Annotated in this window: 23 protein-coding genes; all 23 read left to right on the top strand. The window is 53.1% G+C overall.

Features of this window, described 5'->3' with window-relative positions; all coding sequences use genetic code 11:
• The first annotated feature begins 2 nt into the window (after window positions 1-2).
• Window positions 3-905 carry a branched-chain amino acid ABC transporter permease gene (locus tag ACJ77P_RS05395; protein ID WP_408999205.1) on the top strand — a complete coding sequence of 301 codons (903 nt, stop codon included), beginning with the start codon at window positions 3-5 and terminating at the stop codon, window positions 903-905.
• Between the two features lie 2 nt (window positions 906-907).
• On the top strand, window positions 908-2,104 hold the full coding sequence (locus ACJ77P_RS05390) for an ABC transporter permease subunit (protein WP_408999204.1): 1,197 nt from the start codon (window positions 908-910) through the stop codon (window positions 2,102-2,104).
• Window positions 2,105-2,148: 44 nt separating this feature from the next.
• Window positions 2,149-2,898: an ABC transporter ATP-binding protein gene (locus tag ACJ77P_RS05385; protein WP_408999397.1), complete on the top strand. Its 750-nt coding sequence runs from the start codon at window positions 2,149-2,151 to the stop codon at window positions 2,896-2,898.
• A 2-nt stretch (window positions 2,899-2,900) separates the two neighbouring features.
• On the top strand, window positions 2,901-3,608 hold the full coding sequence (locus ACJ77P_RS05380; protein ID WP_408999203.1) for an ABC transporter ATP-binding protein: 708 nt from the start codon (window positions 2,901-2,903) through the stop codon (window positions 3,606-3,608).
• Between the two features lie 129 nt (window positions 3,609-3,737).
• Window positions 3,738-5,690: a tetratricopeptide repeat protein gene (locus ACJ77P_RS05375; RefSeq protein ID WP_367360777.1), complete on the top strand. Its 1,953-nt coding sequence runs from the start codon at window positions 3,738-3,740 to the stop codon at window positions 5,688-5,690.
• 180 nt (window positions 5,691-5,870) lie between these two features.
• A complete protein-coding gene (locus ACJ77P_RS05370) occupies window positions 5,871-6,446 on the top strand; it encodes a polysaccharide biosynthesis/export family protein (protein WP_408999202.1) in 576 nt (191 codons plus the stop codon).
• 45 nt (window positions 6,447-6,491) lie between these two features.
• On the top strand, window positions 6,492-7,685 hold the full coding sequence (locus ACJ77P_RS05365) for an outer membrane beta-barrel protein (RefSeq protein WP_408999201.1): 1,194 nt from the start codon (window positions 6,492-6,494) through the stop codon (window positions 7,683-7,685).
• A 47-nt stretch (window positions 7,686-7,732) separates the two neighbouring features.
• Window positions 7,733-9,388, top strand: a complete 1,656-nt coding sequence (locus tag ACJ77P_RS05360; RefSeq protein ID WP_408999200.1) for an XrtA system polysaccharide chain length determinant — start codon at window positions 7,733-7,735, stop codon at window positions 9,386-9,388.
• A 51-nt stretch (window positions 9,389-9,439) separates the two neighbouring features.
• Window positions 9,440-10,264, top strand: coding sequence for a polysaccharide biosynthesis tyrosine autokinase (locus tag ACJ77P_RS05355; protein WP_367360773.1), 825 nt, complete (start codon window positions 9,440-9,442; stop codon window positions 10,262-10,264).
• 14 nt (window positions 10,265-10,278) lie between these two features.
• Entirely contained in the window at window positions 10,279-11,373 is a 1,095-nt protein-coding gene (locus tag ACJ77P_RS05350; RefSeq protein WP_408999199.1) for an ExeA family protein, read from the top strand.
• 407 nt (window positions 11,374-11,780) lie between these two features.
• Window positions 11,781-12,965, top strand: coding sequence for a sugar transferase (locus ACJ77P_RS05345; protein WP_408999198.1), 1,185 nt, complete (start codon window positions 11,781-11,783; stop codon window positions 12,963-12,965).
• A 74-nt stretch (window positions 12,966-13,039) separates the two neighbouring features.
• Complete coding sequence (locus tag ACJ77P_RS05340) at window positions 13,040-14,041, top strand: Gfo/Idh/MocA family protein (RefSeq protein ID WP_408999197.1); 1,002 nt, start codon at window positions 13,040-13,042, stop codon at window positions 14,039-14,041.
• Window positions 14,038-14,511 (top strand): acyltransferase, encoded by a 474-nt coding sequence (locus ACJ77P_RS05335; protein WP_367360769.1) that lies wholly within the window; start codon window positions 14,038-14,040, stop codon window positions 14,509-14,511. The genes ACJ77P_RS05340 and ACJ77P_RS05335 overlap by 4 nt, the downstream gene beginning before the upstream one ends.
• Window positions 14,512-14,552: 41 nt before the next feature.
• Window positions 14,553-15,662, top strand: a complete 1,110-nt coding sequence (locus tag ACJ77P_RS05330) for a DegT/DnrJ/EryC1/StrS family aminotransferase (RefSeq protein WP_408999196.1) — start codon at window positions 14,553-14,555, stop codon at window positions 15,660-15,662.
• A 270-nt stretch (window positions 15,663-15,932) separates the two neighbouring features.
• Window positions 15,933-16,973 carry a lipid II:glycine glycyltransferase FemX gene (locus ACJ77P_RS05325; RefSeq protein WP_408999195.1) on the top strand — a complete coding sequence of 347 codons (1,041 nt, stop codon included), beginning with the start codon at window positions 15,933-15,935 and terminating at the stop codon, window positions 16,971-16,973.
• A gap of 62 nt (window positions 16,974-17,035) precedes the next feature.
• Complete coding sequence (locus ACJ77P_RS05320; protein ID WP_408999194.1) at window positions 17,036-18,103, top strand: GNAT family N-acetyltransferase; 1,068 nt, start codon at window positions 17,036-17,038, stop codon at window positions 18,101-18,103.
• A 42-nt stretch (window positions 18,104-18,145) separates the two neighbouring features.
• Entirely contained in the window at window positions 18,146-18,664 is a 519-nt protein-coding gene (locus ACJ77P_RS05315) for a hypothetical protein (RefSeq protein ID WP_408999193.1), read from the top strand.
• 23 nt (window positions 18,665-18,687) lie between these two features.
• The gene (locus ACJ77P_RS05310) at window positions 18,688-20,670 is read left to right on the top strand and encodes a DUF354 domain-containing protein (RefSeq protein ID WP_408999192.1); all 1,983 of its coding nucleotides are present in this window, start codon (window positions 18,688-18,690) and stop codon (window positions 20,668-20,670) included.
• Between the two features lie 79 nt (window positions 20,671-20,749).
• The gene (locus tag ACJ77P_RS05305) at window positions 20,750-21,934 is read left to right on the top strand and encodes a hypothetical protein (protein ID WP_408999191.1); all 1,185 of its coding nucleotides are present in this window, start codon (window positions 20,750-20,752) and stop codon (window positions 21,932-21,934) included.
• Between the two features lie 17 nt (window positions 21,935-21,951).
• Window positions 21,952-22,929, top strand: coding sequence for a hypothetical protein (locus ACJ77P_RS05300; protein WP_408999190.1), 978 nt, complete (start codon window positions 21,952-21,954; stop codon window positions 22,927-22,929).
• Complete coding sequence (locus tag ACJ77P_RS05295) at window positions 22,926-23,798, top strand: glycosyltransferase (protein WP_408999189.1); 873 nt, start codon at window positions 22,926-22,928, stop codon at window positions 23,796-23,798. Before ACJ77P_RS05300 ends, ACJ77P_RS05295 begins: the two co-directional genes overlap by 4 nt.
• Before the next feature lie 43 nt (window positions 23,799-23,841).
• Window positions 23,842-24,816 (top strand): lipid II:glycine glycyltransferase FemX, encoded by a 975-nt coding sequence (locus ACJ77P_RS05290; RefSeq protein WP_408999188.1) that lies wholly within the window; start codon window positions 23,842-23,844, stop codon window positions 24,814-24,816.
• 148 nt (window positions 24,817-24,964) lie between these two features.
• The gene (locus ACJ77P_RS05285; RefSeq protein WP_408999187.1) at window positions 24,965-26,014 is read left to right on the top strand and encodes an NAD-dependent epimerase/dehydratase family protein; all 1,050 of its coding nucleotides are present in this window, start codon (window positions 24,965-24,967) and stop codon (window positions 26,012-26,014) included.

Genomic DNA, 26,014 nt, shown 5'->3' with positions numbered 1-26,014 from the left:
GGATGGAGTATTTTCTGGAGCTTTTCGTCGGGGGATTGACACGGGGCAGCATCTATGCCCTCATCGCCCTCGGCTACACCATGGTGTACGGCATCATCGAACTGATCAATTTCGCCCACGGCGAGATTTACATGATTGGGGCCTTCACCGCCCTGATCGTCGCAAGCGTCCTGACCCTGAGCGGCTTCTCGGGGGTGTCCGTTCTGATCCTTGCGGCGGTTTTCGCCGTGGTGTATGCCTCCGCCTACGGCTTTACCGTGGAGAAGATCGCCTACAAACCCCTGCGCCAGGCGCCGCGCCTTTCCCCCTTGATCAGCGCCATCGGGATGTCCATCTTTCTTCAGAATTACGTGCTCCTCGCCCAGACCTCCGATTTCCTCCCCTTCCCCAATCTGCTGCCGCAGTTCGATTTCCTGGCCCCCTACGCCGCCGTCATCGGCTCGACGGAGCTCTTCATCATCGCCACCACGGCCGTTGTCATGGTTCTTCTAACCGTCCTGATCAAGTTCACCCGCATGGGCAAGGCGATGCGCGCCACCGCCCAGGACCGCACCATGGCCATGCTCACCGGCGTCAACGTCAACCGGGTGATTTCAAACACCTTCATCCTGGGTTCCGCCCTGGCCGCCCTGGGAGGAGTGCTCATCGCCTCCCACACCGGCCGGATCAACTTCTACATCGGATTTCTCGCCGGTATCAAGGCCTTCACGGCAGCCGTGCTCGGCGGCATAGGGAGCATTCCGGGCGCCGTCCTCGGCGGCCTGCTCCTGGGCTGGACGGAGAGCTTCGCTACCGGCTACGTTTCCAGCGATTACGAGGACGTCTTCGCTTTTCTGCTGCTGGTGCTCGTCCTGATCTTCCGCCCGGCGGGGCTCCTGGGCCGGACCCCTACCGGAAAGGTGTAGCCATGCTGAAAAAAGCGGCTCTCACCTCCCTCTGGTTCCTGTTTCTCACCTTTCCTCTCCTCGTCATCCGGGTGAACACGATCGAACATCTCGTGGAATGGCGCTGGAAAAACATGCTCTACGTGGGGATCGGCAGCTTCGTGCTGTCCCTTCTGTGGCAGTACCTGCTGGCCCGCCAGGCCTCGGCCCGCGGGCCCGGCGAAGGGGGAGGCTCACCGATGCGTTCCCTGTACCGCAGGATCCTGGACGATCGCCGGGTCCGGTACCCTCTTCTGGCGGCCTGCGGAGTCTTCGCCCTGGCCTTCCCCTTTCTTTTTCCCAGTTATCAGACCAGCATTCTGACGACGGCCCTGCTATACATCGTCCTCGGGCTGGGCCTGAACATCGTGGTGGGGCTTGCGGGACTCCTCAATCTGGGCTACATCGCCTTCGCCGCCGTGGGCGCCTATGCCTACGCCCTCCTGAATGTCCATTTCGGGCTGGGCTTCTGGGCGGCCCTGCCCATCGGCGCCCTGCTCGCCGCCCTCTTCGGAATTCTCCTGGGATTCCCCGTCCTGCGGCTCCGCGGCGATTACCTGGCCATCGTCACCCTGGGATTCGGCGAGATCATCCGCCTGGTCCTTGAAAACTGGAACGACTTCTCCTTCGGCCCCAGCGGCATTTCCAACATCCCCCGTCCGGGGCTGTTAGGGGTCGAACTCAACCTCCAGCAGGCTACGTCCTATACCTACTATCTCATGATCGCCCTGTGCCTCCTCACCATCCTTGTAGTCAACCGCCTCCAGGATTCGCGCATCGGCCGCGCCTGGATCGCCCTGAGGGAGGATGAACTGGCCTGCGAGGCCATGGGCGTTGACAAGACCATGGCCAAGCTGACCGCCTTCGCCCTGGGGGCCACCTGGGCGGGCATGGCCGGGGTGGTCCTGGCCGCCAAGACGACCTTCATCAACCCGGCGAGCTTCACCTTCCTCGAATCGGCCATGATTCTGTCCATCGTCGTGCTGGGGGGGATGGGCTCCATCCCCGGCGTGATCCTCGGGGCCCTGCTGCTGATGCTTCTTCCGGAATACCTGCGGGTTTTCCAGGATTACCGGATGCTCCTCTTCGGAGCCACCATGGTCCTGATGATGGTCTTCCGCCCCCAGGGCATGGTTCCCGCCATCCGGCGGTCCTATCAATACAGGAGGGATGAGCCGTGACCGTAACGGAAGCCTCCCCCGCCCTGGACGTCCAGAAACTGACCATGGACTTCGGCGGTCTGCGGGCGCTCAACGGCGCTTCCCTTCAGGTGAAGGAGGGAGACATCGTCGCCCTCATCGGCCCCAACGGCGCCGGCAAGACGACCTTCTTCAACTGCATCACCGGGCTGTACCGGCCAACGGGAGGAGACATCTTCATTTCCCCGCCCGGCGGGAAGAAGGAGCGGATATCCGGGCTGAAGGTCCATGACGTCACGAAAAGGGGGCTGGCGCGCACCTTCCAGAACATCCGCCTCTTCTCGAACATGACGGTCCTGGAAAACGTCATGCTGGGCCGCCACTGCCGCAGTTCCGCAGGCATCCTGGGAGCCGTTCTCCGCGGACCGAAAACGCGCCGGGAGGAGAAGGACATCGCCCGCCGCAGCTATGCCATCCTGGAAAAGATGGGACTGGCCGACGTGGTCAATCTGCCGGCCAAGAACCTTCCCTACGGGGCGCAGCGGCGCCTCGAGATTGCCCGGGCCCTGGCGACGGAGCCCTTTCTTCTGCTCCTGGACGAGCCGGCCGCCGGAATGAATCCCCAGGAGACCCGTGAGCTTGAAAGCCTGATCCGGCGGATCCGGGATGAGGAGCATATTTCCATCCTCCTGATCGAACATGACATGAAGCTGGTCATGAGCCTCTGCGACCGGGTCACCGTCCTGGATTACGGGCAGAAGATCGCCGAGGGCACGCCGCGGGAAATCCGGGAAAATCCCGTCGTCATCAAGGCCTACCTGGGAGAGGACATCTGAACATGCTCGAATTGAGGCAGGTTGAAACCTGGTACGGAAACATCCAGGCCCTCAAAGGGATTGACATTTCGGTCCGCCCGGGAGAGATCATCACCCTGATCGGAGCCAACGGCGCCGGGAAAAGCACGACCCTCATGACGATCTCCGGACTGGTTCCGCCCCGGAGGGGCGAGATCCTCTTCGAGGGAAAGTCCATCCATGAACGGGCGCCCGATGCCATCGTGGCCCTGGGAATCTGCCAGGTCCCGGAAGGGAGACACATCTTCCCGTCGCTGACCGTCGCCGAAAATCTCGACATGGGGGCCTTTCTGCGGCGGGACAGGCTGGCGATCCGCAACGACCTGGACTACGTCTTCGACCTCTTCCCGATCCTCGCCGAACGCCGCCACCAGCCCGGCGGAACCCTCAGCGGCGGCGAACAGCAGATGCTGGCGATTTCCCGGGCGCTCATGGCCCGGCCCAAGCTCCTTCTCCTCGACGAGCCCTCCCTGGGCCTCGCCCCCCTGGTCGTCCGCCTGATCTTCCAGATCATCCGCAAGATCAACTCGGAAAACGAGACGACCATCTTTCTCGTGGAGCAGAACGCCCACATGGCCCTCCAGGTGGCCCACCGGGGCTACGTCCTGGAAAACGGGGAGATCCTCATGGAGGGGACGGCGGACACGCTTCTCCACAACGAAGCGGTCCGCCAGGCCTACCTGGGGCTGTGAGAAAAACCGCTTTCAAGAAATGCCCTTTACAAAATTCCCGGAAAAGTTATAATCCCGCAATTGTTAAAAGATGTCGGCTCAGAGATTGCTTGTCTCATCAGCACCGGGCAATTCATGATGTTTTCATAAATGAAGGATGATTCGGCGGCTCTTAAAAAAATTATGGGAAAGGACAATGTAGAGAGGACCATGATGAAGGCGAAACGAATCGGTACAGCTGTTCTCGTGATGATGTTCCTGTGCGTTTGTCTTTCGGCCTGCGGCAGTCCTGAAGAGCGGAAGGCCAAATTTTTCAAGAACGGGGAGGAGCTTTACAAAAAGGGGGAATACGCCAAGGCGATCATCAATTATCAGAATGCCGTCAAGATCGATCCCCGCTTTGCCCTGGCCCACCAGATGATCGGCCTTTCCAATTTCCGGCTGAAGCGCTTTCAGCCGGCTTACGCCTCTCTCAATCGCGCCGTGGAGCTGAACCCGCAGCTCTGGGAGTCGCAGGTCACCCTGGGAAGCCTCCTGTTCGCGGCGGGGAAGAAAGCCGAGGCGCATGAAAAGGCGGATCTTGTCCTGGCAAAGATACCGGAGCATGAAGAAGCCCTGATGCTCAAAGTCCTCTGCCTCCTGGCGGATTCGAAGACCGAAGAAGGCGAGTCCATCCTGAAATCCCTGATCGCCCGCAACCCGAAGAAAGAAGAGCCCTACCTGCTGCTGGCGGGCCTGAAGAACCGGCAGAACCTTGGCGCCGATGCGCAGGCGATCCTGAAAAATCTCATTGCCCAGAACCCGCAGAGCAAAAAAGCCCGGCTCATGCTCATTGCAATGCTGGAAAGGCAGAAGGCCTGGCCGGAAGCGGAGAACGAATACAAGGCGCTGGCAGCCCTCGATCCGGCAGCCGATGACCCGAAGCTTCTCCTGGCGAGCTTCTATCAGCGGACAGGGCGGCCCTCGGCGGCCGAAACCATCCTGCTGGACCTGGTCAAGGGCCATCCCGACAAGCTGAACCCCCGGATCCAGCTCGCCCAGTTCTACGCGGCGGGGAAACAGTACGATTCCATGGTGGCCGTCCTTCAGAAGGCCATCCAGGATTTTCCCAAGGAGCTGGCGCCCTATGACATCCTGGCCCGGTATTACCTGACGGTCAACAACTCGAAACAGTCCATCGCCCTGCTCGAACAGTACCTGGACAAGGCGGGGAGCGCTCCCGCCGCCCTCAAGGCCAAACTCCTGCTGGCCGGCATTCTTTATCCCTCAGGGAACAAGGAAAGGGCCGAGAAGCTGGTGGAGGAAGTCATCAAGGAAAACCCCCAGGATGAGGCAGCCCATGTCATGAAAGGCGACATCCTGGCGGACAGAAAGGATTACGTCACCGCCATCGCCGAATACCGCTCCGTCCTCAAGTCGTCGCCCAATTCGATTCCCGTCCTCCTCAGGCTTGCCCGGGTTCACTCGCTGAACAAGGAGGATAAACTGGCTGAAGACACCTACAAGACCATTCTCAACCTGCAACCCAAGTCCGAAAGCGCCCTCTTCGGGCTCGCCCTGCTGGAGGAATCCCGGAAGCGGCCGGAGCAGGCACTGGCCTATTATGAAAAGATCCGCGGGTTCTACCCGCACAACGCCGGAGCGGCGATCGGCATCACCCGTATCCTGGAGGGCCGGGGAGAAATCTCCAAGGCCCGGGTCATTCATGAAGAGATGGTGTCCCGTTACCCCAACTCTCCCCTGCTCGTCAACAATCTGGCGTTCCATCTGGCCGAGTACGCGCCGACACCGGCCAACCTGAACCGGGCGGACAAGCTCCTGGCCCCCTTCATGAAAACCTACGGAAAGAATTATCACTTCGCGGATACGGCGGCCTGGATCGCATACCGGCAGGGGCGCTACGCCCAGGCCAGAGAGCTGCTGGCAGGGCTGGATGCGCAGACGCTCCGGAATCCCGCGATCAGCTACCACCTGGGCATGGTTTATCTCGCCCTGGGAAACACCGCCGAAGCCCGCTCGTACCTGAACGTTGCAGCGGCAAGCCGCGAGCCGTTCCCCGGGGACAGGGAAGCCAGGGAGGCCTTGAAAAAACTGGCCCCTTAAAGAGGCGCCGGGAATCTCTTCCCGCGCCTGGGCAAACGCCCCGCTCGGGGAGAAAAGCAAAAAATAAGGGTTTTGGAGGGGACAAATCAGGGTTTTCCTGATGGATGATCTGCGGATGTTCGCTTATGGTATCCTGCGAAGTCCGCCGACCCCAATAGATCGATTTTTGTGGAGGGAAAAATGAAAAGAATCGGAACACCCGTCATCCTTTGTCTTCTGTGCCTCCTGCTTGCCGTGACGCTTGGGGAAGCCTTCGCACAGAGCGCACAGAGCAGCTCATACCGAATCGGCGCCGGCGATGCGCTGGAGATTTCCGTGTGGAAGGATCAGAGCCTGACCCGGGAGATCGTCGTCCCGCCCGACGGCGTCATTACCTTCCCCCTCATCCAGGAGGTGAAGGTTTCCGATCTCACCGTTGCGGAACTTCGCGACATCGTGACGAAGAAAATCTCCGCCTATGTCCCTGACGCCAACGTCACGGTCATCCTGCTGCGAACCCCCAGCATGACGGCCTCCGTTGTGGGCAAGGTCAACAAGCCCGGCCAGTTTCCCATCACGCAGGAAACCGATGTCATGCAGATCCTGGCGATGGCCGGCGACCTCAACCCCTTTGCCGCCGGGGGCAGAATCCTCATCCTGCGGAAGGAAAACGGCAAGGATATAAAAATCCCCTTCGATTACAATGAAGTCAAGAAAGGGGAAAATCTCCAGCAGAATATTTTCCTCAAGCGCGGCGATGTGGTCGTGGTCCCCTGATTGAATGAAAATTTCCATGACAATTCCCCGGAAAGGAGGGACTTCATGAACGAAAACAAGCGGCTGCCGTACGTTGTTTTTTCCCTGTTGCTGCTCTTGTGCCCTTTTTTTCTTCCGTCGTCCCAGGCGGCGGAAATCACGCTCACGCCGTCGGTCGGGCTTCGAACCGAGTACGATGACAACATCGATTTCGAGCACAACGATCGGAAGCGGGACGATTTCGTCTTCACGGTCAGTCCTGGACTCCGGCTGGACTACAAAACGGAGCGGACCTACCTGGGGGCCACGGCAAAGCTGAACGTGCTGAGGTATGCGGATTACAGCGATGAAGATGTCACCAACCAGTATTACGGGCTGAACCTCTCGCACCGGCTCCTGGAAAAGCTGAGCGTCCGGGCCAACGCCGGCTACAGCCGGGACACCACCAAGGATACGTATTTCGAGGAAACCGGCCTGGTCACGAGAAAATCCGACGTGCACCGCTATTCCGGCGGCGCGGGCCTCTCCTACACCTTGAGCGAGGTTTCGGACCTGGGCTTGAATTACTCCCACTCCCAGACCGATTACACCTCTGAGGACGATGAAGACACCACCAGCGATTCCGTGAGCCTGACGTACAGCCGCGCCTTTTATGACCGCCGCTACATCCTGTCGCTCTCCCCCCTCTACACCCACTACGACTCGGACAACAGCACCGTGGATAACTACGGGCTCTCCCTGGGAGTTTCCTACCGTTTCCGGGAAACCCTGACGATCAACGCTTCGGCGGGAGCCCGGTACTCCGACGCACAATACCACAAGTCGAGATACCGCCTGCGGGAAGAAACGGACACCAACTGGAACTGGACAGCCAACGTCTCCGCGACAAAATCCTGGGAAACGGCCTCCGCCACCGTCGGCTATTCGAGAGATATGAATTTCACGAGCGAGGGCGAACCGATCAACGTCGACCGCTTTTATGCCAACGCCAGCAGAAAAATCACCGAAAAATTCGGCGCGGCTGTGAGCGGTGCGCTGTCGTTCACCAAATCGGACGATACGAAATATGAGGCCTCCGAGGAAGATTCCCGATACTATTCGATTTCACCGAGCCTCTATTACACCTTCACCAAGGATTACCGGCTGGATGTCGGGTACACCTATGCCAACGACTACGACAAAACCCTGGATCGCTACAGGACCATCGATCGCAACCGGTTCTGGATCCTTCTGACCTTTAATTTCCCCTACACCTGGTAAGGGGATGTCGTTTTACAGGACGACAGCAAACGGAGAGCATCACGATTATGGAACAGGGGCGAGTGGCCATGCAGCCGCAAAAGCAAATGGATTTCCATGAACTCAGGCAGTTGGTCAGGCGACTGCTGAGGAAACGGGGAAAAATGTTCCTGGTCACGTTTTTATCCCTTCTGCCTCTGGGGATTCTTACGGCCTTTGTCCTGCCCCCCGTTTATGTCTCCAAATCCACGATCCTCATTGAAACGCAGCAGATTCCCCAGGAGTATGTCCGGACATCGGTCACGAGCTACGCGGAGGAGCGCCTTTCAACCATTACCCAGCAGATCCTCAGCCGCGCCAGGCTTATCGAAATCATCAACCGCTTCAACCTCTATCCGGAAATGCGCAACATCTTCGCCATGGAGGAAGTGATCGCCAACATGAGGGACGACATTGCCCTGGAAACGATCAGCACGAGCGATTTCGGCAAAAGCAGGCGCCCGTCGGGAAAGGAAACGACGGTCGCCTTCACCCTCTCTTACAGTGGAAAAGATCCGGCCACGGTGCAGAAGATCGCCAATATCCTGTCCTCTCTTTACCTGGAGGAGAATTTCAAGAAGCGGGAAGAGCGGGCCGCGGGAACGGCGGAATTCCTCAATTCCCAGCTCCTTGAGCTCAAGAAGCAGATGGACGGCTATGCCAACCAGATCAGCGCCATGAAAAGCGCCCATATGGGAGAGCTGCCGGAACACGGCGTGAGCAACATGCAGGCCCTTGACCAGCTCCGCCGCGACCTTGACCAGGCCAACGCCCAGATCCGCATTGCCCAGGAAAGAAAGGTCTACCTGGAGAGCCAGCTGGCGACGGTGGATCAGTACATTACCGACAAGGGGATGGGAGACGTGGAACAGAGCCCCGCGGTCCGGCTGGAGGCCCTGCGCAGCGAGTTGATCAATCGCCAGACGACCCTGAGCGACAGGCACCCGGACATCATCCGCCTGAAGAGGGAAATCCGGGAGCTGGAGAAGCGGCTGGCCGAGGGGCACAAGGCGGGAGGCAGGGGAACCCAGCCGACGGGAAGGTCGAACATCAATCCGGCCTACACCTCCCTGAAAACCCAGCTTGAAACGGCGGCGCTGGATATCCGCTCCCTGCAGCAGCAGGCGGCCCAGATCCGGGGCCAGATGGGCGCCTACCAGGGCAAGCTGACCCGCGCCCCGATGATTGAAGCGGAATACAAGGGCCTTCTGGGCGATTACGAAAACGCCAAGAACAAATACAACGACATCATGAACAAACTCCTGGAGGCCAAAGTCGCCCAGGGGATGGAGGAAGCACAGAAGGCGGAGCGATTCACCATCATCGAACCGGCCGCTTTCCCGGAAAAGCCGGCGAAGCCGGACCGGCCCAAGATTCTCCTGGCCGGATTTTTCCTGTCTCTGTTTGCCGGGATCGCCCTGGTCGCCGCCCAGGAGTCCCTGGACCGGTCCGTCAAGACGGAGACGGATCTGAACTCGCTGGCCGGTGTTCCCGTGCTCTCGGTGATGCCTTTCATGAGCCACGCTGAAGAGAAAAAAAGCTGGAAGCTGGACCGGAAAATGCTGATGATCCTGGCGGCTTGCGCCGTTGCCGGAGTCGTGCTGCTCGTCCTGGTCCATTTCTTCCTCATACCGCTGGACATTCTCTGGATTCGCCTGCAGAGGAAATTGTTGCTGATGTTTTAAAGACGGGCCGTAAACAGGATAGGAAAACTTCATGATGAAACAGGGTATGCCATGAGCAAGATACAGAAAGCGCTGGAAAAGGCCAAGGAAATGCGGGGCGATTTCTTCGACAGGTTCACCCGTGCTCCGGAAGCCCCCGAAGACGCGGAGAGCATCCAGGGCCGCCGGCGAAGGGACAGGCGGGAGGAGGCGCAGGCGCCCGTTTACCTCCACACGCGCACCGTTTCCGCGGATTTTGAGCACCTTCTCCAGAATCACATCATCCCCGATTGCAAGGGCAGCTCGGCGGCCAACCGGGTCAAAATGCTCCGCACCCACATTCTGTCCAAAATGGCCAACGAAGGGAAAAACGCCCTGCTGATCACCAGCGCCAATCCCGGTGAAGGAAAGACGCTGACGGCCATCAACCTGGCCATCAGCATTTCCCAGGAGATGGACCGCACCACCCTGCTGGTGGATTCCGATCTCCGCAAGCCCTCCGTGCACAGCTATTTCGGCTTTGAAGCCAACCAGGGACTTTCCGACTATCTCCGCAAAGACATTCCCCTCAGCGCCCTACTGGTCTCACCCGGCATCGAAAAACTGGTCATCCTGCCCGGCGGAAGGCCTCTGACCAACTCGTCGGAGCTGCTGGGATCGCCGAAAATGGAATCCCTGGTGATGGAGCTCAAGGAGCGTTATTCGAACCGTTTCATTATCTTCGACAGCTGCTCCCTCCTGGAGTTCGCCGACCCCCTCGTCCTTGCCCGGTTTATCGACGGCATCCTGCTCGTGGTGGAAGCGGAAAAAACGACCAGGAACGATCTGAAGCGGGCCTTTGAACTGCTCAAGGACAGGCCCGTTATCGGCACCCTTCTGAACAAACTCAGAGATTAAGGAAAAAAACGCCCATGTACGAATCATTCTACGGATTGAAGGAAAACCCCTTTAACCTGACTCCGGACCCCTCCTATCTCTTCATGAGCAAAGTCCATGAGGACGCCTACACCCACCTGGAATACGCCATTGTGGAAAGCAAAGGATTCGTCGTCATCACGGGGGAAATCGGCTCCGGAAAGACGACTCTGATCAATCTGCTTCTGAACAAGATCCAACAGAACATCCAGGTGGGCGTAATCAACCAGACCCTGGTTTCCCCGACCCAGTTCCTCAAAATGGTCTGCCAGGAATTCGAGCTGCCGACGGACTCCCGGGACAAAGCGGAGCTTCTCGATCTCATTCACTCGTTTCTTCTGAAGCAGTTCTCTCGCAGAAAGCGGGTGACCCTGATCATCGATGAAGCCCAGAACCTGCCGGACAACACCGTGGAGGAGATCCGCATGCTTTCGAACCTGGAATCGGAAAAGCACCACCTCATCCAGATGATCCTCGTCGGCCAGCCGGAGCTGAAGTACAAGCTGCAGCAGAAGCGGCTGGAGCAGTTTGTTCAGCGCGTGACGGTCTACTGCCATTTGAGCGGTCTCGACCGCGATGAAGCAGCCAGCTATATCCGCCATCGCCTGTCCATTGCCGGTGCGGAGAATCCCGAGCTCTTCACGGCGGAGGCCATTGACGCCATCCACCGCTATGCCCGGGGAATTCCCCGGCTGATCAACATCCTGTGCGATGCGGCCCTTGTTTACGGCTTTGCCGATGAACTCCGCACCATCGACAAAATCGTCATTGACGAAGTCATTGCGGAAAGGAAAATCGGAGGCATCTTCCCGGAGCAGGGCGCGGAACAGGAGGCCGATCTGCCTTTGATGCCCGAGTACGGGGAACGACGGACCCCGGGGATGGAGCAGCAGTTTTCGTCCATCGAGAGCCGCCTCCAGCTTCTTGAAAGCCTCGTGGCCGACATGAACTCCCGCCTGGGAATCCTTTTCGAACGGAAAGAGCAGCAGGATGAGCGGGTGCTGCAGCTGCTGAACATGCTGAAGGAAAGCAATGAAAGCAGGGTGGCGCTGATGGCGGAGATTGCCGTCCTCAAGCAGCAGGCGGGCTGACAGATTTCAGAGCATTATTCCGAATTCTTAACCGAACTTCCCCCACGATCCCAGGATTGTACAACATTTTTTTGCCTGAACAACGAGAGACAGGAATCTTTACGACAAAGCCAAAGCATGGTATAAAGATATCAGTGGCAACGCTGATTCTCATCCGATTTATCCATGTTCCAACCTCCGTGACCGTACCTTTCCGTAGCCTGGGGACGAAACGATTCAGGTTTTTGGAAGGGGCAAATCAGGGTTTTCCCCTATTGTCGAGTTAAACCGTTTTTTCTATAACGTGTTCATCGCACAGAGGAAAGGCGCAGAACAAAGTTGTCAGGCACATTAAACTTGGATCAATGCCTGCGGTTACGTCAACGGCTTCTTGATCCATTTTTTCCGGCCACCGGCAGGGGATCATCATGACAAAGATATCAGAAGCCGAAGAGAAATCAGAATACCGTTCCTCCTCAAGCTCCGTCCGATTCTTCTCCCCGCCATCCCCGGCTGAAGAATTCTGCAGCGAAGCCGTCTTTCAGGAAAAGCTGCTCCGGGAGAGGCAGCGTACCGACCGCACGGGCCGGCCCTTCCTGCTCATGCAGATCGGTCTGGAATCCCTCCTGAAAAAAGAATCGACCAAGAGCACCAAAGACCTTGAACATCTTGAGCGCAGGCTCATCGCGGGAGTCTGCTCACCCATCCGTCAGACGGACATTGCGGGATGGTTTGCCTCCTGCTCCGTTATCGGTGTCATCTACACGGAAATCGACAAGGAAAAGCGCTTTGAGATCCGGGAAAAGCTGCTGACGCGGGTCAGGAAGCAACTGGCCGAGATCCTCGGACCGGAATTAAGCGCGGTTCACATTTCCTTTCAATGTTATCCCATGGACTTTGACCCCGAACAGGAATCGTCCTTCAAGCTCTATTTCTCCCCGGAGGCCAAACGAGAAAAAGGCGGGAAATCCCTCTCCCTGATGATCAAGCGAGTCTTTGACATTGTCGGGAGCCTCGGTGGGCTGCTGTTCTTTCTGCCGTGCTTTTTCGTTCTTCCCATCCTCATCAAGAAGACCTCCCCGGGCCCCGTATTCTTTCGCCAGACGAGACTGGGGCTGAACGGAAAGCCCTTTGTCTTCCTGAAATTCCGAAGCATGAGGGTGGACAACGACCCCACCATCCACCAGGAATTTATCAAGGCGCTCATTGAAAAGGATCCCGCCTCTTCCGATACATCCTCAATGGAACAGGAGCAGGTCTACAAGATTCAGAGCGACCCCCGCGTTACGCCGATCGGGCACTTCCTGAGGAAGACGAGCCTGGACGAAATCCCGCAGTTTCTCAACGTCCTGCGGGGCGAAATGTCCCTCATCGGCCCCAGGCCCCCGATCCCCTACGAACTGGAACATTATCAGTCCTGGCATCGTCGCAGGATTATGGAAGTCAAACCCGGAATTACCGGTCTCTGGCAGGTCAAAGGCCGCAGTTCCTGCAGTTTTGACGAAATGGTGCGGCTTGATCTTCAGTACAGCCGGGAGTGGTCTCTCTGGCTCGACCTCAAGATTCTCCTTCAAACGCCATGGGTCATGATTGCAGGGAAAGGCGCCTATTAACATTTAACCGGAACTACAACAGGCGGCAGTCCCGGGATGGACATCCGGAACTGCAGGCGGAGAGGAGATTTTGCGTGATTCGAATCGGCGTTATCGGATATGGTTACTGGGGACCCAACATTGTGCGGAATTTCAATTCGATCGAAGGGGCATGCGTGGCGGCCGTCTGCGACATGAACCCCAATGCCCTGAAGAAGGTCAACGCCGCCTGGCCGAACATCAGAACAACCACGGAAAGTACTGAAATCATTGCTGCGGGAGACATCGACGCCATCGCCGTCGTCACCCCCGTCTACACCCACTACGAACTGGCCAGGAAGGCCCTCCAGGAGGGCAAACACGTCTTCGTCGAAAAGCCCTTCACCTCCACGTCCGCCCAGGCGGCGGAGCTGAATGAACTGGCGGCCCGGAAGAATCTCACCATCATGGTGGATCATACCTTCCTCTTTACCGGGGCCGTCCGAAAGATCAAGGAACTGATGGATGAGGGAACGCTCGGCAACCTGTACTACTTCGATTCCATGCGGGTCAACCTGGGCCTCTTTCAGCATGACATCAACGTGATCTGGGATCTTGCGCCCCACGATCTTTCCATCATGGACTATCTCGTGCAGGACGCGCCCCAGGCGATTGTGGCGACCGGCACATCCCACTTCAACGGATTGGAGGATGTCGCCTACGTTTCATGCTACTTTTCCAACAACATGATCGCCCACTTCAACGTCAACTGGCTTTCCCCCGTCAAGGTGCGGACGATGCTCATCGGCGGCGACAAAAAGATGCTGGTCTGGAATGACCTGGAGGCCGACGAAAAGATCAAGATCTATGACAAGGGAGCGGACGTGCAGAACCGCGAAGGCGTTTACAATCTCCTCATCAACTACCGCTCCGGGGATGTGTGGATGCCCAAGGTGGAAGTGACGGAAGCGCTGAAGCTGGAGGCCAACTACTTTGTTGACTGCGTCTCCCACAACACCGCCCCCATCAACGACGGCCACGCGGGGATGCGGGTCGTCAAGATCCTGGAAGCCGCCAATCATTCCCTGCTGAACAAAGGAGCCATGACCTACCTATGAGCCAGTACCTGTGCATCGCCGATGACGTCCGGCTGGGAGAGAACGTCAAGTTATCGAAATTCATCAACGCCTATGGCTGCACCATCGGCGACAACACAAAAATCGGCGCCTTTGTGGAAATTCAGAAAAACGCCACCATCGGCAGGAACTGCAAGATTTCCAGCCACACCTTCATCTGCGAGGGCGTCACCATCGAGGATGAGGTCTTTGTTGGCCACAATGTTGCATTCATCAATGACACCTATCCCCGGGCGACAACGGCGGACGGCGGTCTGCAGACGGAGGCGGACTGGCAGGTGGAGCCCACCCGGGTGAAAAAGGGGGCGTCCATCGGTTCCGGCTCGACGATCCTCAGCCGGGTCACCATCGGGGAGAACGCCCTGATCGGAGCCGGCAGCGTCGTGACCCGCGACGTTCCCGATAACGCCATCGTGGCCGGCAATCCGGCAGCGTATATCAGGGACATTTGATCGACGGTATGTCGACTTTTCACAGACAGGGAGATATTCTCATGCAGGTTCCTTTTCTCGATTTGAAAGCGCAGTACAGAAGCATCAAGGAAGAAATCGATGCGGCCATGCAGGCCGTCGTGGATCAGACCGCCTTCGCCGGCGGGCCCTTTGTCGCCCGCTTCGAGGAGGCCTTTGCCAAGTTCTGCGGGTGCAAATATGCCGTCGGCGCTGGAAGCGGCACGGACGCCCTCTGGATGGCGCTGATCGCCTCCGGGGTCGGTCCGGGCGATGAAGTCATCACCGTTCCCGACACGTTTATCGCCACGGCGGAAGCCATTTCGTTCTGCGGTGCCAAGCCCGTCTTCGTGGATGTGGTGGAAAGCACCTGCAATATGGATCCGGAAAAGCTCGAAAGCGCCATTACGGAACGGACCAAGGCGGTCATCCCCGTTCACCTCTTCGGCCAGCCGGCGGACATGGATCCCATCCTGGAAATCGCCCGCAGACACGGGCTTCTGGTGATCGAAGACGCCTGCCAGGCCCATGGTTCCCAGTACAAGGGCAGGATGGCAGGCTCTCTCGGCGATGCCGGCTGCTTCAGCTTCTATCCGGGCAAAAACCTCGGGGCTTATGGGGAAGCGGGCGCTGTCGTGACCAACAGCGAGGCTCTGGCGGAAAAGATGCGCATGTTCCGGGATCATGGGCAGGCGCGCAAGTACGAACATGAAATGATCGGCTGGAACGCCCGCATGGATGGTCTGCAGGGCGCCGTCTTGTCGGTCAAGCTGAATCACCTGGAAGACTGGAACGACGCCCGGCGGCAGAATGCCCATTTCTACGATGAGCTTCTCCAAGGGGTGCCCGGCATCATTGTCCCCACGGAGGCGGACTATGCCCGCCATGTCTATCACATCTACGCCATCCGCGTGAAAAACCGCGACAAACTGATTCCCCAGTTGGCGGAGCACCAGATCTTCTGTGGAATACACTATCCGATCCCGCTTCATCTTCAGAAGGCTTATGAATCCCAGGCGATTCCGGCAGGCCGCTTCCCCATGGCAGAGCAATGCGCCTCGGAGTTTCTCTCGCTCCCCATGTACCCGGAACTGACCAGAGAGCAGATCGAGTTTGTCTGCACAACGCTCAAGACCCTGATTCCCTTGGAATAAACCTCTTGACAAAGACTGTTGTGCCTGTTTGCGGAAATATCCCTTATGCTTTAAAAATAAGGGATATTCTTTAATCCTTGTGGTAATGTAGCGTATCTTTTTTCATCATTTCATTGTAAATCCATTCCTTAATATGTGGGTTTGCCGGCGTATCCATGCAGGATTCCGATTTATACGTTTTTTTTAGCGGGTTCTGTAACTCAGGGGGCGGAGCTGTGCTCAAGGGCCGATCCGGGATCGAGAGTTCGCAGAAGGCATTAACCTGTCGTCATGAGTGAGGAAATCCGGATTGTTAACCCGCTGGACAATCCGCACTGGGACGATCTCATCCTTTCTAATCCGGCATCCTCTTTTTTCCATTCCGCAGCCTGGGCAAGGGTGCTTGTTGAATCCTATGGATACAAGCCGCTCTATTTCGCGTCCTTTTCTTCGGAACGGCTTTGCGCCTTAATGCCTGTCATGGAGGTAAACAGTTCTTTAACGGGAAACAAAGGGGTTTCCTTGCCCTTCACCGATTACAGCAATCCCATCATTGATGGAGCTGTTCAGCCCCAGGTGTTTTTAAATCGAGCGCTTGAGCATGGCCGGCAACGTCGCTGGAAGTATCTGGAACTGAGGGCGGCAAATCTGATCTTACCATCCACTCCACCCTCGCTGACTTACATAGGCCATACCCTGGATCTCAACGGAACATTGGATCGGATTTATTCTCGTTTTCGAGGCAGCACCAGGAGAAACGTCAAGAAGGCCCTGCGGGAAGGAGTGGAGATTAACATTGGCACCTCCCCGGATTTCGTAAAGGAGTTTTACCGTCTCAATTGTTTGACGAGGAGAGAACATGGTCTGCCGCCGCAGCCCTATGAATTTTTCAAGAGCATCCACAGGCATGTCCTCCTGAAAGACCTCGGATCCGTCATCCTTGCATCTTATCGAGGAAAGCCCATCGCCGGCTCAGTTTTTTTTCACTTCGGCAGGAAAGCGCTTTACAAATACGGTGCATCCGACCACACGCACCAATGGCTCCGGGCAAACAACCTCGTCATGTGGGAAGGAATAAAAGCTTATGCTGAAAAGGGATATGAAAGTATTTGCTTCGGCAGGACAGAGACGGAAAATCAGGGTCTTCTGCAGTTCAAGTCCGGATGGGGAACGAGCGAACATCTGATTCGTTATTACCGTTACGATTTCGGAAGGCAGACCTTTGTCCGTACTTCTTCAAAGGTGACGGGGTTCCACAATAAAATTTTCAAGAAAATGCCTCTCCTTCTGCTGAAAAAGTTGGGGAATGTTCTTTACCGGCATATGGGTTAAACGAATAACAGAGCGGTCAGAAACCAAGACAGGATATTTCCTGTCTGATAACGGAGATGTTTTTGGGAACGATAGCATTTATTAACCCTGAAGAGGACACCCGATGGGATCATTTCGTGGAGAACCACCCCTACGGATGGATCTGTCATCTTTCAGGATGGAAACAGGTTCTGGAAAAAAGTTTCAGCCATATGAAAGGATACTACCCGGTTCTTCTGGATGAAACGACCCTGCAAATCAAGGCGGCCATGCCGGTTTTTGCGGTAAAAAGCTGGCTGACCGGAAAAAGACTCGTCAGTATTCCTTTTGCAACCCTTTGTGATCCCTTGATTGCATCCAGCGAAGAAATGCATCAACTCTTTGATGCCGTATTGAATCTCTTCAATAAGATAGGTGCAAACTACCTTGAAATCAGAACCTTATCCTCTTCCCATCTCATTCAAAATGATCAATTGGGAAGCAGCCTCTTTTATAAGCATCATTACCTGTTACTGAATAATGAGCCGGAACTGTTGAAGAAGAAATTTCATCGCTCCTGCGTCAGGCAGAGGATTTCAAGGGCTTACGAGAGTAAGCTGACCTTGAAGACAGGCGATCACGCATCCGACCTTGATACTTTTTATCAGCTTCATATCAAAACCAGAATGAGACTTTCTCTTCCTCCACAGCCGTATGCCTTCTTCAAATCGCTCTGGGAAACTTTTTCCCCTTCGAAGAAGCTTTCTCTCCTCATCGCGGAAAAAGACGGAACAGCACTGGCCAGCCTGATCCTTTTTAAATTCCGTGATCGCGTTTCAGCCGAATTTGCCGCATCTGATGAAACCTATAGAGATCTGAGCCCGAATCATTTTCTTTTCTGGGAGGCCATCACGTCCGCTTACGAAGGTGGGTACAAGATTTTTGATTTCGGCAGGACATCACCGGACAATAAAAGTTTAATGGATTTTAAAAGACATTGGGGAACGACTCTTATCGACTTGCCTCAGTATTATTACCCAAGGCATGCAGCAGAAAAACTCGCTAATGTAGAAGAATCGCTGAGTTACAAACTAGTTAAAAAACTTTGCGAAAAGGTGCCTGACTTTGCCCTCAAGCAGATTGGGAATCTCTGTTACAAGCATTTGGGATAGCAACCCGACACGCAACCTTTAGCTATATTCAGCGGAAGAGAAATGGAAAAGGAGCAAAACAGAAATAAGCCGGCATGCCAATTGATATCCCTTCCCGAATTGAGCGAACCAACACCCCGACAGGATATATTCTGGCAGCGCCGTAATCGTGTCAAACGTATTATAAAGAGACGTTGGATTTATCTAAGAAATTTGTTCAGGGAAATGATCAATCCAAAATCTTTGCCGCTGGAGCGTGTCAATGAAATGCCCATTAAAAGAGACTTAGAACCGGGAGACAGGGTGAAGGTGCGCTCTAAGGAGGAGATACAGAAAACACTCAATCGCTGGAACCAGTTGAAGGGGTGTTCATTTATGGAAGAAATGTGGTCCTATTGTGGCAGCGAACAAATTGTGCTGAAAAAGGTGGAAAGATTTCTGGATGAGCGGGACTATCTTCTGAAAAAATGTAAAAACTTGGTCATCCTTGATGGGGTTATGTGCCAAGGAACAATTGACTTTGGATCCTGTGACCGCTCTTGTTATTTCTTCTGGCGGGAAGAGTGGCTCGAAAAAATTTAATAGACTTATCAGATATATTATCTATGTTCCGGAACAAAATTTACCCTAAATTCAGGTTCCTGATCCCCAGGCAGCTGCAGATTCAGTTGCGGAGACATTATGTTAATTCGATAAGATCTAAATATGAGAAAGATTGGCCGATCGACTATAATGCGAGCAAACCACAGGCAGGATGGACTGGATGGCCGGATGGAAAAAAATTCGCCCTCGTCCTTACACACGATGTGGAAAAAGCTGTAGGTATCAGCAAGTGCTCTTCATTGGCAGAGATCGAAGAACGTCTCGGTTTCCGGTCTTCTTTTAATTTCGTTGCTGGGGATTATCCTGTGCCGGAAGCATTGCGCCAAGACCTGATGGATCGCGGATTTGAGATCGGTGTACATGGTCTGCATCATGATCGAAACCCTTTCCAAGATGTATCAATTTTTAAAAAGCAAGCCATTGAAATAAACCGTACCCTGAAAGAATGGGGTGCCGTCGGTTTCCGCAGCCCCTGCATGTACCACGATCTCGAATTAATTCATGACCTCGATATTGAATACGACTCATCCACCTTTGATACGGATCCTTTTGAACCGCAGCCGGATGGTATGGGAACCATCTTTCCTTTTTGGGTTGCCAACGAGAACCCTCAAAAAGGATATGTCGAACTTCCTTACACCCTTCCTCAGGATTTTCTCCTCTTCATCCTCATGCAGGAGGAAAGCATCGCCATCTGGAAAAAGAAACTGGACTGGATCGCCGATCAGGGCGGTATGGTCCTGCTTGACACCCATCCGGATTATATGAGTTTTGATAAAAAACCCAACCACGAAGAGTACCCGGCAAAACATTATGAAGCATTCCTTGAATACATCAAATCAAATTATGAGGGTCAATACTGGCATGTATTGCCCAGAGATATGGCACGTTTTTGGGCAGGCCACTACGGGAGAACAGTTGAGATGGTGCGTGATTCGCTGACGAAACCCAAAAAGAAAATATGGATCGATCTGGATAATTCGCCGCATGTTCCGTTTTTCAAGCCCATCCTCGATGATTTACATAAGCGTGGCTACGACACTCTGGTGACGGCACGTGATTGCTTCCAGGTCTGCGGCCTTGCGGACCTCATCCATTTGAAATACCAGAAAATCGGCCATCATTACGGTAAGAATGTCCTCATGAAGGTGGCAGGATTATTGATAAGAGCCCTTCAGCTGATGCCCATGATCATGAAAGAAAAACCTGATCTTGCCGTGTCTCATGGTTCAAGATCCCAGGTGCTGATTGCGACGCTCCTGAATATCCCCACCGTGGTCATTGCAGACTATGAATTCACCCAGACGGTGACGAAACCCACCTATGTCATTGTTCCGGAAATGATCCCCGACAATGACGTAAAAGGCTATTCCGAATCCTTCTTCAAGTATCCTGGAATCAAGGAAGATGTCTACGTACCGGACTTCAAGCCGGATCCATCCATCTTTGAGGAATTGGGCATCAGTGAAAGCGAATTGATCGTGACCATCCGACCCCCGGCAACGGAGGCGCATTACCACAATCCGGAAAGCGAACTGCTCTTTGAGGCAACGATCAACTTTCTGGGGAAGCAGGACAATACCCGTTTGGTCATCCTGCCCAGGAACGAAAAGAAGCAGACGGCCTGGGTGAAGAACACCTGGCCTGAGTGGTGCTCTTCCCGGAAGATTATCTTCCCGGAACATGTTGTAGATGGCCTCAATCTCATCTGGCATTCCGACCTGGTGATCAGCGGAGGTGGAACGATGAATCGGGAAGCCGCCGCATTGGGCGTTCCCGTGTACAGCATCTTTAGGGGTAAAATTGGTGCAGTGGATCGATACCTGTCAGACAACGGACGACTGACGCTATTGGAAACCGTTGAAGATGTTCAGTCAAAGATTTTGCTGAACAAGAGACATCGATCCGATCAACTTGATCATTCCGACCGCACGGCCCTTGGCAAAATTGTGGACCATATTGAAAAAATAAACGCCGTGATGTAAACCGTATCACACGCAGCATAGATACCAAGTGCCCTTTATCCCCCAAAAACAATTTCCGCTTCAGGAAACAACCTTTAACTTGCTGGACTATTGCCGCCGCAACAACTGGGCTGGCTATGACCCCTTTGATGGATTAAACAGCCGCATCTTCACCAACCTGCCCCTTCTTCACAATCGGATCTCAAGACTCATTCTGACCCAGGGCATGAAACGATTCCCGATAAACTTTCGCCGCCTCCTTCTGGTGCCGAAGGGCGAAAACCCCAAGGGACTCGCCGTATTTCTTTCGGCGCTCCTGCTTCTATCCAACATGGGCTTGCTCAAGAATGATGACGATATTCATCACTTAATAAAGCGTTTGATCGAGCTAAGAAGTCCAAACACGTCCCATTTCTGCTGGGGCTATCATTTCGATTGGCAGGGGCGGGCGTTCTTTCTTCCCAAGTTTGTTCCCAATATCATCTGTACAACCTTTGCGGGCAATGCCCTGCTCGACGCTTATGCCAAATTTGGTGATGCCAACTACCTGAACATGGCCAGAAGCGCCGGGGACTTCCTTCTGGAAGGCTTGAATCTCACCAAAAGCGGGGATGAAATCTGTTTCAGCTATACCCCGATGGACAGCGGTCAGGTTCATAACGCAAACCTTCTCGGTGCCGCTTATCTATCGAGACTTTACAGCATAACAAGCGCTAAGAAATTTCTTGATCCCGCTGTCAGCGCTGTCCGCTATTCAACGCGCCGACAGAATGAAGACGGCTCCTGGGCCTACGGGGAAGACAAAACTCAGGCTTGGATTGACAATTTTCACACGGGCTACAACCTCTGCGCTTTAAGAAAAATCGGCCAGTACATGAATATGGAAGAATTTGAGCCCCATGTCCGTCTCGGTTTCGAATTTTACCGGACACACTTTTTCCGGGAAGACGGGGCGCCCAAATATTTTCATAACCGCGTCTACCCCATCGATATTCACAGTATCGCTCAAAGCATTATAACGCTTATCACCTTCATCGATCTTGATGCGAATAACAGAACTTTGGCGGATACCATTTTTCAATGGGCAATATCCAATATGTGGGATGAACACGGCTTTTTCTACTACCAGATAACTCCCTATTACAAAAATAAGATATCATACATGCGCTGGTCCCAGGCCTGGATGCTGCTGGCACTGGCAACACTTCTCAAGCATTGCAACCAGGCTGCGGCTACGTTGCCGGTCAGCTCTTCACAAATTCCTCTGCGTTTAATTTCAGCATGATTGAATGCATCTTTACCTTGGACTATGAGATTTCAGGAAACGGGGAAGGTTCACTCAAGGAACTCGTCTACGAGCCTGCGGAGAGGTTGAAGACCCTCTTTGAGAAATGGAATGCGCGTTTTGTGGCTTTTCTTGAAGTGGCTGAACTGGAGATGATTGATATCCATGACTCGGATGCTGACATCCATCTGGTAAAAAATCAGATCCGTGATTTCTACAGAAAAGGCTTTGAATTAGGACTGCATCTGCATCCTCAGTGGTACGGAGGTCGATACGAAAATGGGAAGTGGCTGCTCGATTACAGCGAATATAATCTGTGCACGCTGCCCCGGACAAGAATCGATCAAATTGCGGAGAGATCCATATCATATTTCCGAGAGATATTAGGCGTAGAAGACTTCACTCCTTTTTCCTTCCGGGCGGGCAATTGGCTGTTTAAGCCCACACAACCTGCGGCGGGTGTGCTGGTTGAACGAGGCATAAAGGTGGATTCATCGGTCTTCAAGGGGGGGCTTCGACATCAGCACCGATTGGATTACCGCCGGGCGCTTAAAAGCGGTAACTTTTGGGCATTTTCAGACCACGTAGATGTCCCTGATCCTGATGGGTCCCTGCTGGAAATTCCCATCCATACTCAGATGGTTCCTTTTTGGAAAATGATTAAACCAAAGCGCATTAACGCCCAACACATAGGTATGGGAGGTGGTCAATCCTGGCGAGATAAGCTACCGCGCCTTTTGGACTTCCTGCGCTTCTGGCACCCGTTGAAGCTCGATTTTTGTTGTATGACAATAAAAGAACTCACAGATATGGTGGATGCCGCAATCAAGAAGGACCAGCAGAATCCCACATCATTCTGGCCTGTCGTGGCAATAGGACACACAAAGGAACTTGTTGATTTCGAAACAGTCGATGCGTTCCTGTCCTACTTGAAGGATAACGGCATTGCCATAACAACACTTGAAGTGGCCGGCAAAAAAGCAAGACAACCATGATTTATGTATTAATCACACCGGCCAGAAATGAAGCTGCATTTATTGAGTTGACGATCAAATCAATGATTGCTCAAACTCACAAGCCTCTTCAGTGGATTATTGTGAGCGATGGCTCTACGGATGGCACAGATGACATTGTTAAGGATTATATTCGCAGTTATCCCTGGATTGAACTTTTGCGCAAACATGAGCGGCCTGAACGGAACTTCGCAGGTAAGGTGTTCGCTTTCAATGCCGGTTACGATAGAGTCAAGGCCGCAAAGTACGATATAATCGGAAATCTGGATGCCGACATTACCTTTGACGAAGACTACATGGAATTTTTGCTGCATCGATTCGTTGAAAACCCCCAGTTGGGGGTCGCCGGCACACCCTTCAGGGAAGATAACCAGCAATATGACTATCGATTTGCCAGTACTGATCACGTATCAGGTGCTTGTCAACTATTCCGCCGTGAATGCTTCGAAGCCATAGGAGGCTATACTCCTCTCAAAGCAGGGGGCATTGACTTAGCGGCAGTTTTAACTGCAAGGATGAAAGGGTGGCAAGCCAGAACTTTTACAGAAAAAACGAGCATTCATCATAAAAAAACCCAGACTGGAAACCATGCGAGTCTCAAAGCATTATTCCATAGCGGCTATCACGATTATATCATGGGTAGTCATCCATTGTGGCAAGTGTCTCGCTCTATATACCACATGAGCAAAAAACCTTACTTGCTAGTTGGAGCATCGCTTCTCACAGGCTATATCTGGGCGATGATAGCGAGGGCCGAACGTACGGTACCCCCTGAACTTGCTGCTTTCAGGGGCAAGGACCAAATGCGAAGGCTAAAGAATATGGTTCTGAAATATTTCGAATCAAACTAGCTGGAATCCACGACTTTGCATTAAAATAAAACGCTGTACTGATATGTTAGCAAAAAAAATAGCTATTAACTGGCATCCAGAGCTTTCAATTTATGCATCGGAACCATTTCTTAAAGCTGTCGGAGATGAATATGGCTGGCTCGGTGGTTTTGATGAAGATCAAAAACTCAGATGCATTCTTCCATATACAATTATTAAAAAGGCTTTTTTCCGTATGGTCCGTTTCCGGGTTGAAACCATTCCAATTGGTGAAGATATTTCAATTGACCAGGAAAAGGCTTTTTTGAACAGTGTAGTGGATTACTTTAGAAACCTTGGCGCTGATATGATTATCCCGGCAACTACTAACTCCATTTTCCGTACCTACCCTGACGGATCGATTGCGGCGCCTTACGGGACGTTCATCATCGACTTAACACAGCCAGAAGAAATCCTTCTTCGTTGTTTTAACTCAACACATCGCCGAAAAGTTCGTCAGGCAGCAAAACAAGGTGTTCAAATTCATAATGGAATAGAATTTCTAGAAAAGTCATATGAGCTTGTACGGGATACGTTCAAAAGATCAAATATGGGATTTATGAGCTATGAAGAATTCCGAAGTTATGTTTTCAGCCTCGACAGGAACGTTCAAATTATGGTTGCCGATTATCAGGGAATTATCCAGGGATGTATTGTGGTTCCTTTCAGTTTGCATACTGCTTATTACGTCTATGGTGGCAGCATTCAGCAGCCGCAGACTGGTGCAACCAATTTGCTTCATTGGGAAGCCATGAAGCAATTTCGCAAGTTAGGTGTCAAGCGTTATGATTTTGTTGGCGTGAGAATTAATCCGAAAGAAGGAACACGACAAGAAGGCCTGTATGCATACAAGCAGCGATTCGGCGGAAAACTCATTCAAGGCTATATGTGGAAGTATCCGATTCGTCCTTTAAAATACTTTGCATATGCACAAGCAGTTCGTTTTCAACGAGGTGGCGACATCGTTGATCAAGAACGCCATAAATTTGGAACTATCTGATTATTTTTCTTCATGTCGCTGGTTCTCATAAAAAAACGATCTCTTGTTAATGAGCAGGCACATATTAAGATGTCAATATTAACGATGGGAAAACAATCTGATTTTAATTTATTTAACGTTGTTACTATTAAAATAAAGCGAATGACAAATGCCAGCAGAAAATTGGATCATTGATAAATCAGAGCAGGTTTTGATTACAGGGGCCACTGGTTTTATTGGCCCCAGCGTGCTGGAAATGCTGCTGAACCGAGGCTTTACAAATATTTGCTGCCTCGTAAGATCCAATCGGAATCTTCAAATCCTGCATCAGGTCGCAAATACCTCAAAAGCAGATGTAGCGCTTATTCAGGGGAACCTCTTCTCCCAAGATGACTGCATCAATGCCACGAGGGATGCGGCTGTTGTATATCATCTTGCAATAGGGTCTGGAGGAAAGTCATTTCCAAATTCATTTTTAAATGCTGTCATTCCTACAAGGAACCTCCTTGAAGCTTGTTTGCTCAGCAAATCACTCAAACGATTCGTCAATGTGAGTTCTTTTGCGGTGTATTCAAACCAAGCCAATCGTTATTGGCGTTTATTGGATGAATCATGCCCGATTGAAGAACATCCGGAACTTCGAGGCGATGCCTACGGTTTCGCAAAGTTAAAGCAAGATCAACTTGTTATTGATTACGGCAATAAATGCGGTATCCCATATGTTTTAGTCCGCCCCAGTTATGTTTACGGACCGGGCAAAGAAGCCATTCCTGGTAGGGTTGGCATCGACACGTTTGGAATATTCATGCATTTAGGAGGATCGAATAAAATCGCCTTAACTTATGTCGATAATTGCGCAGAAGCAATTGTTCTGGCCGGCCTTGTCAAAGGTATAGAAGGCGAAACATTTAACATCGTCGATGACGACCTTCCATCCAGCAGGCAGTTCCTAAGTTTATACAAAAATCATGTGAAGCGCTTCAAAAGTATTTACATCCCTCATGCCATAAGTTATGTGCTGTGTTACTTTTGGGAAAAATACGCTCACATATCGAATAATCAATTGCCGCCCGTTTTTTCTCGAAAGGAATGGCATGCCTATTGGAAAAAAACAAGCTACAGTAATGAAAAAATTAAAAACCGGTTGGGATGGCAGATGAAAGTTCCAACAAAAGAAGCCCTACAGAAATATTTCGATTACTGCAGAACAAGAGAATAG

Origin of the sequence: Syntrophus buswellii (assembly GCF_046097065.1) — a bacterium.
Taxonomy (GTDB): domain Bacteria; phylum Desulfobacterota; class Syntrophia; order Syntrophales; family Syntrophaceae; genus Syntrophus; species Syntrophus buswellii.
This window is presented reverse-complemented; position numbering and strand designations above follow the sequence as displayed.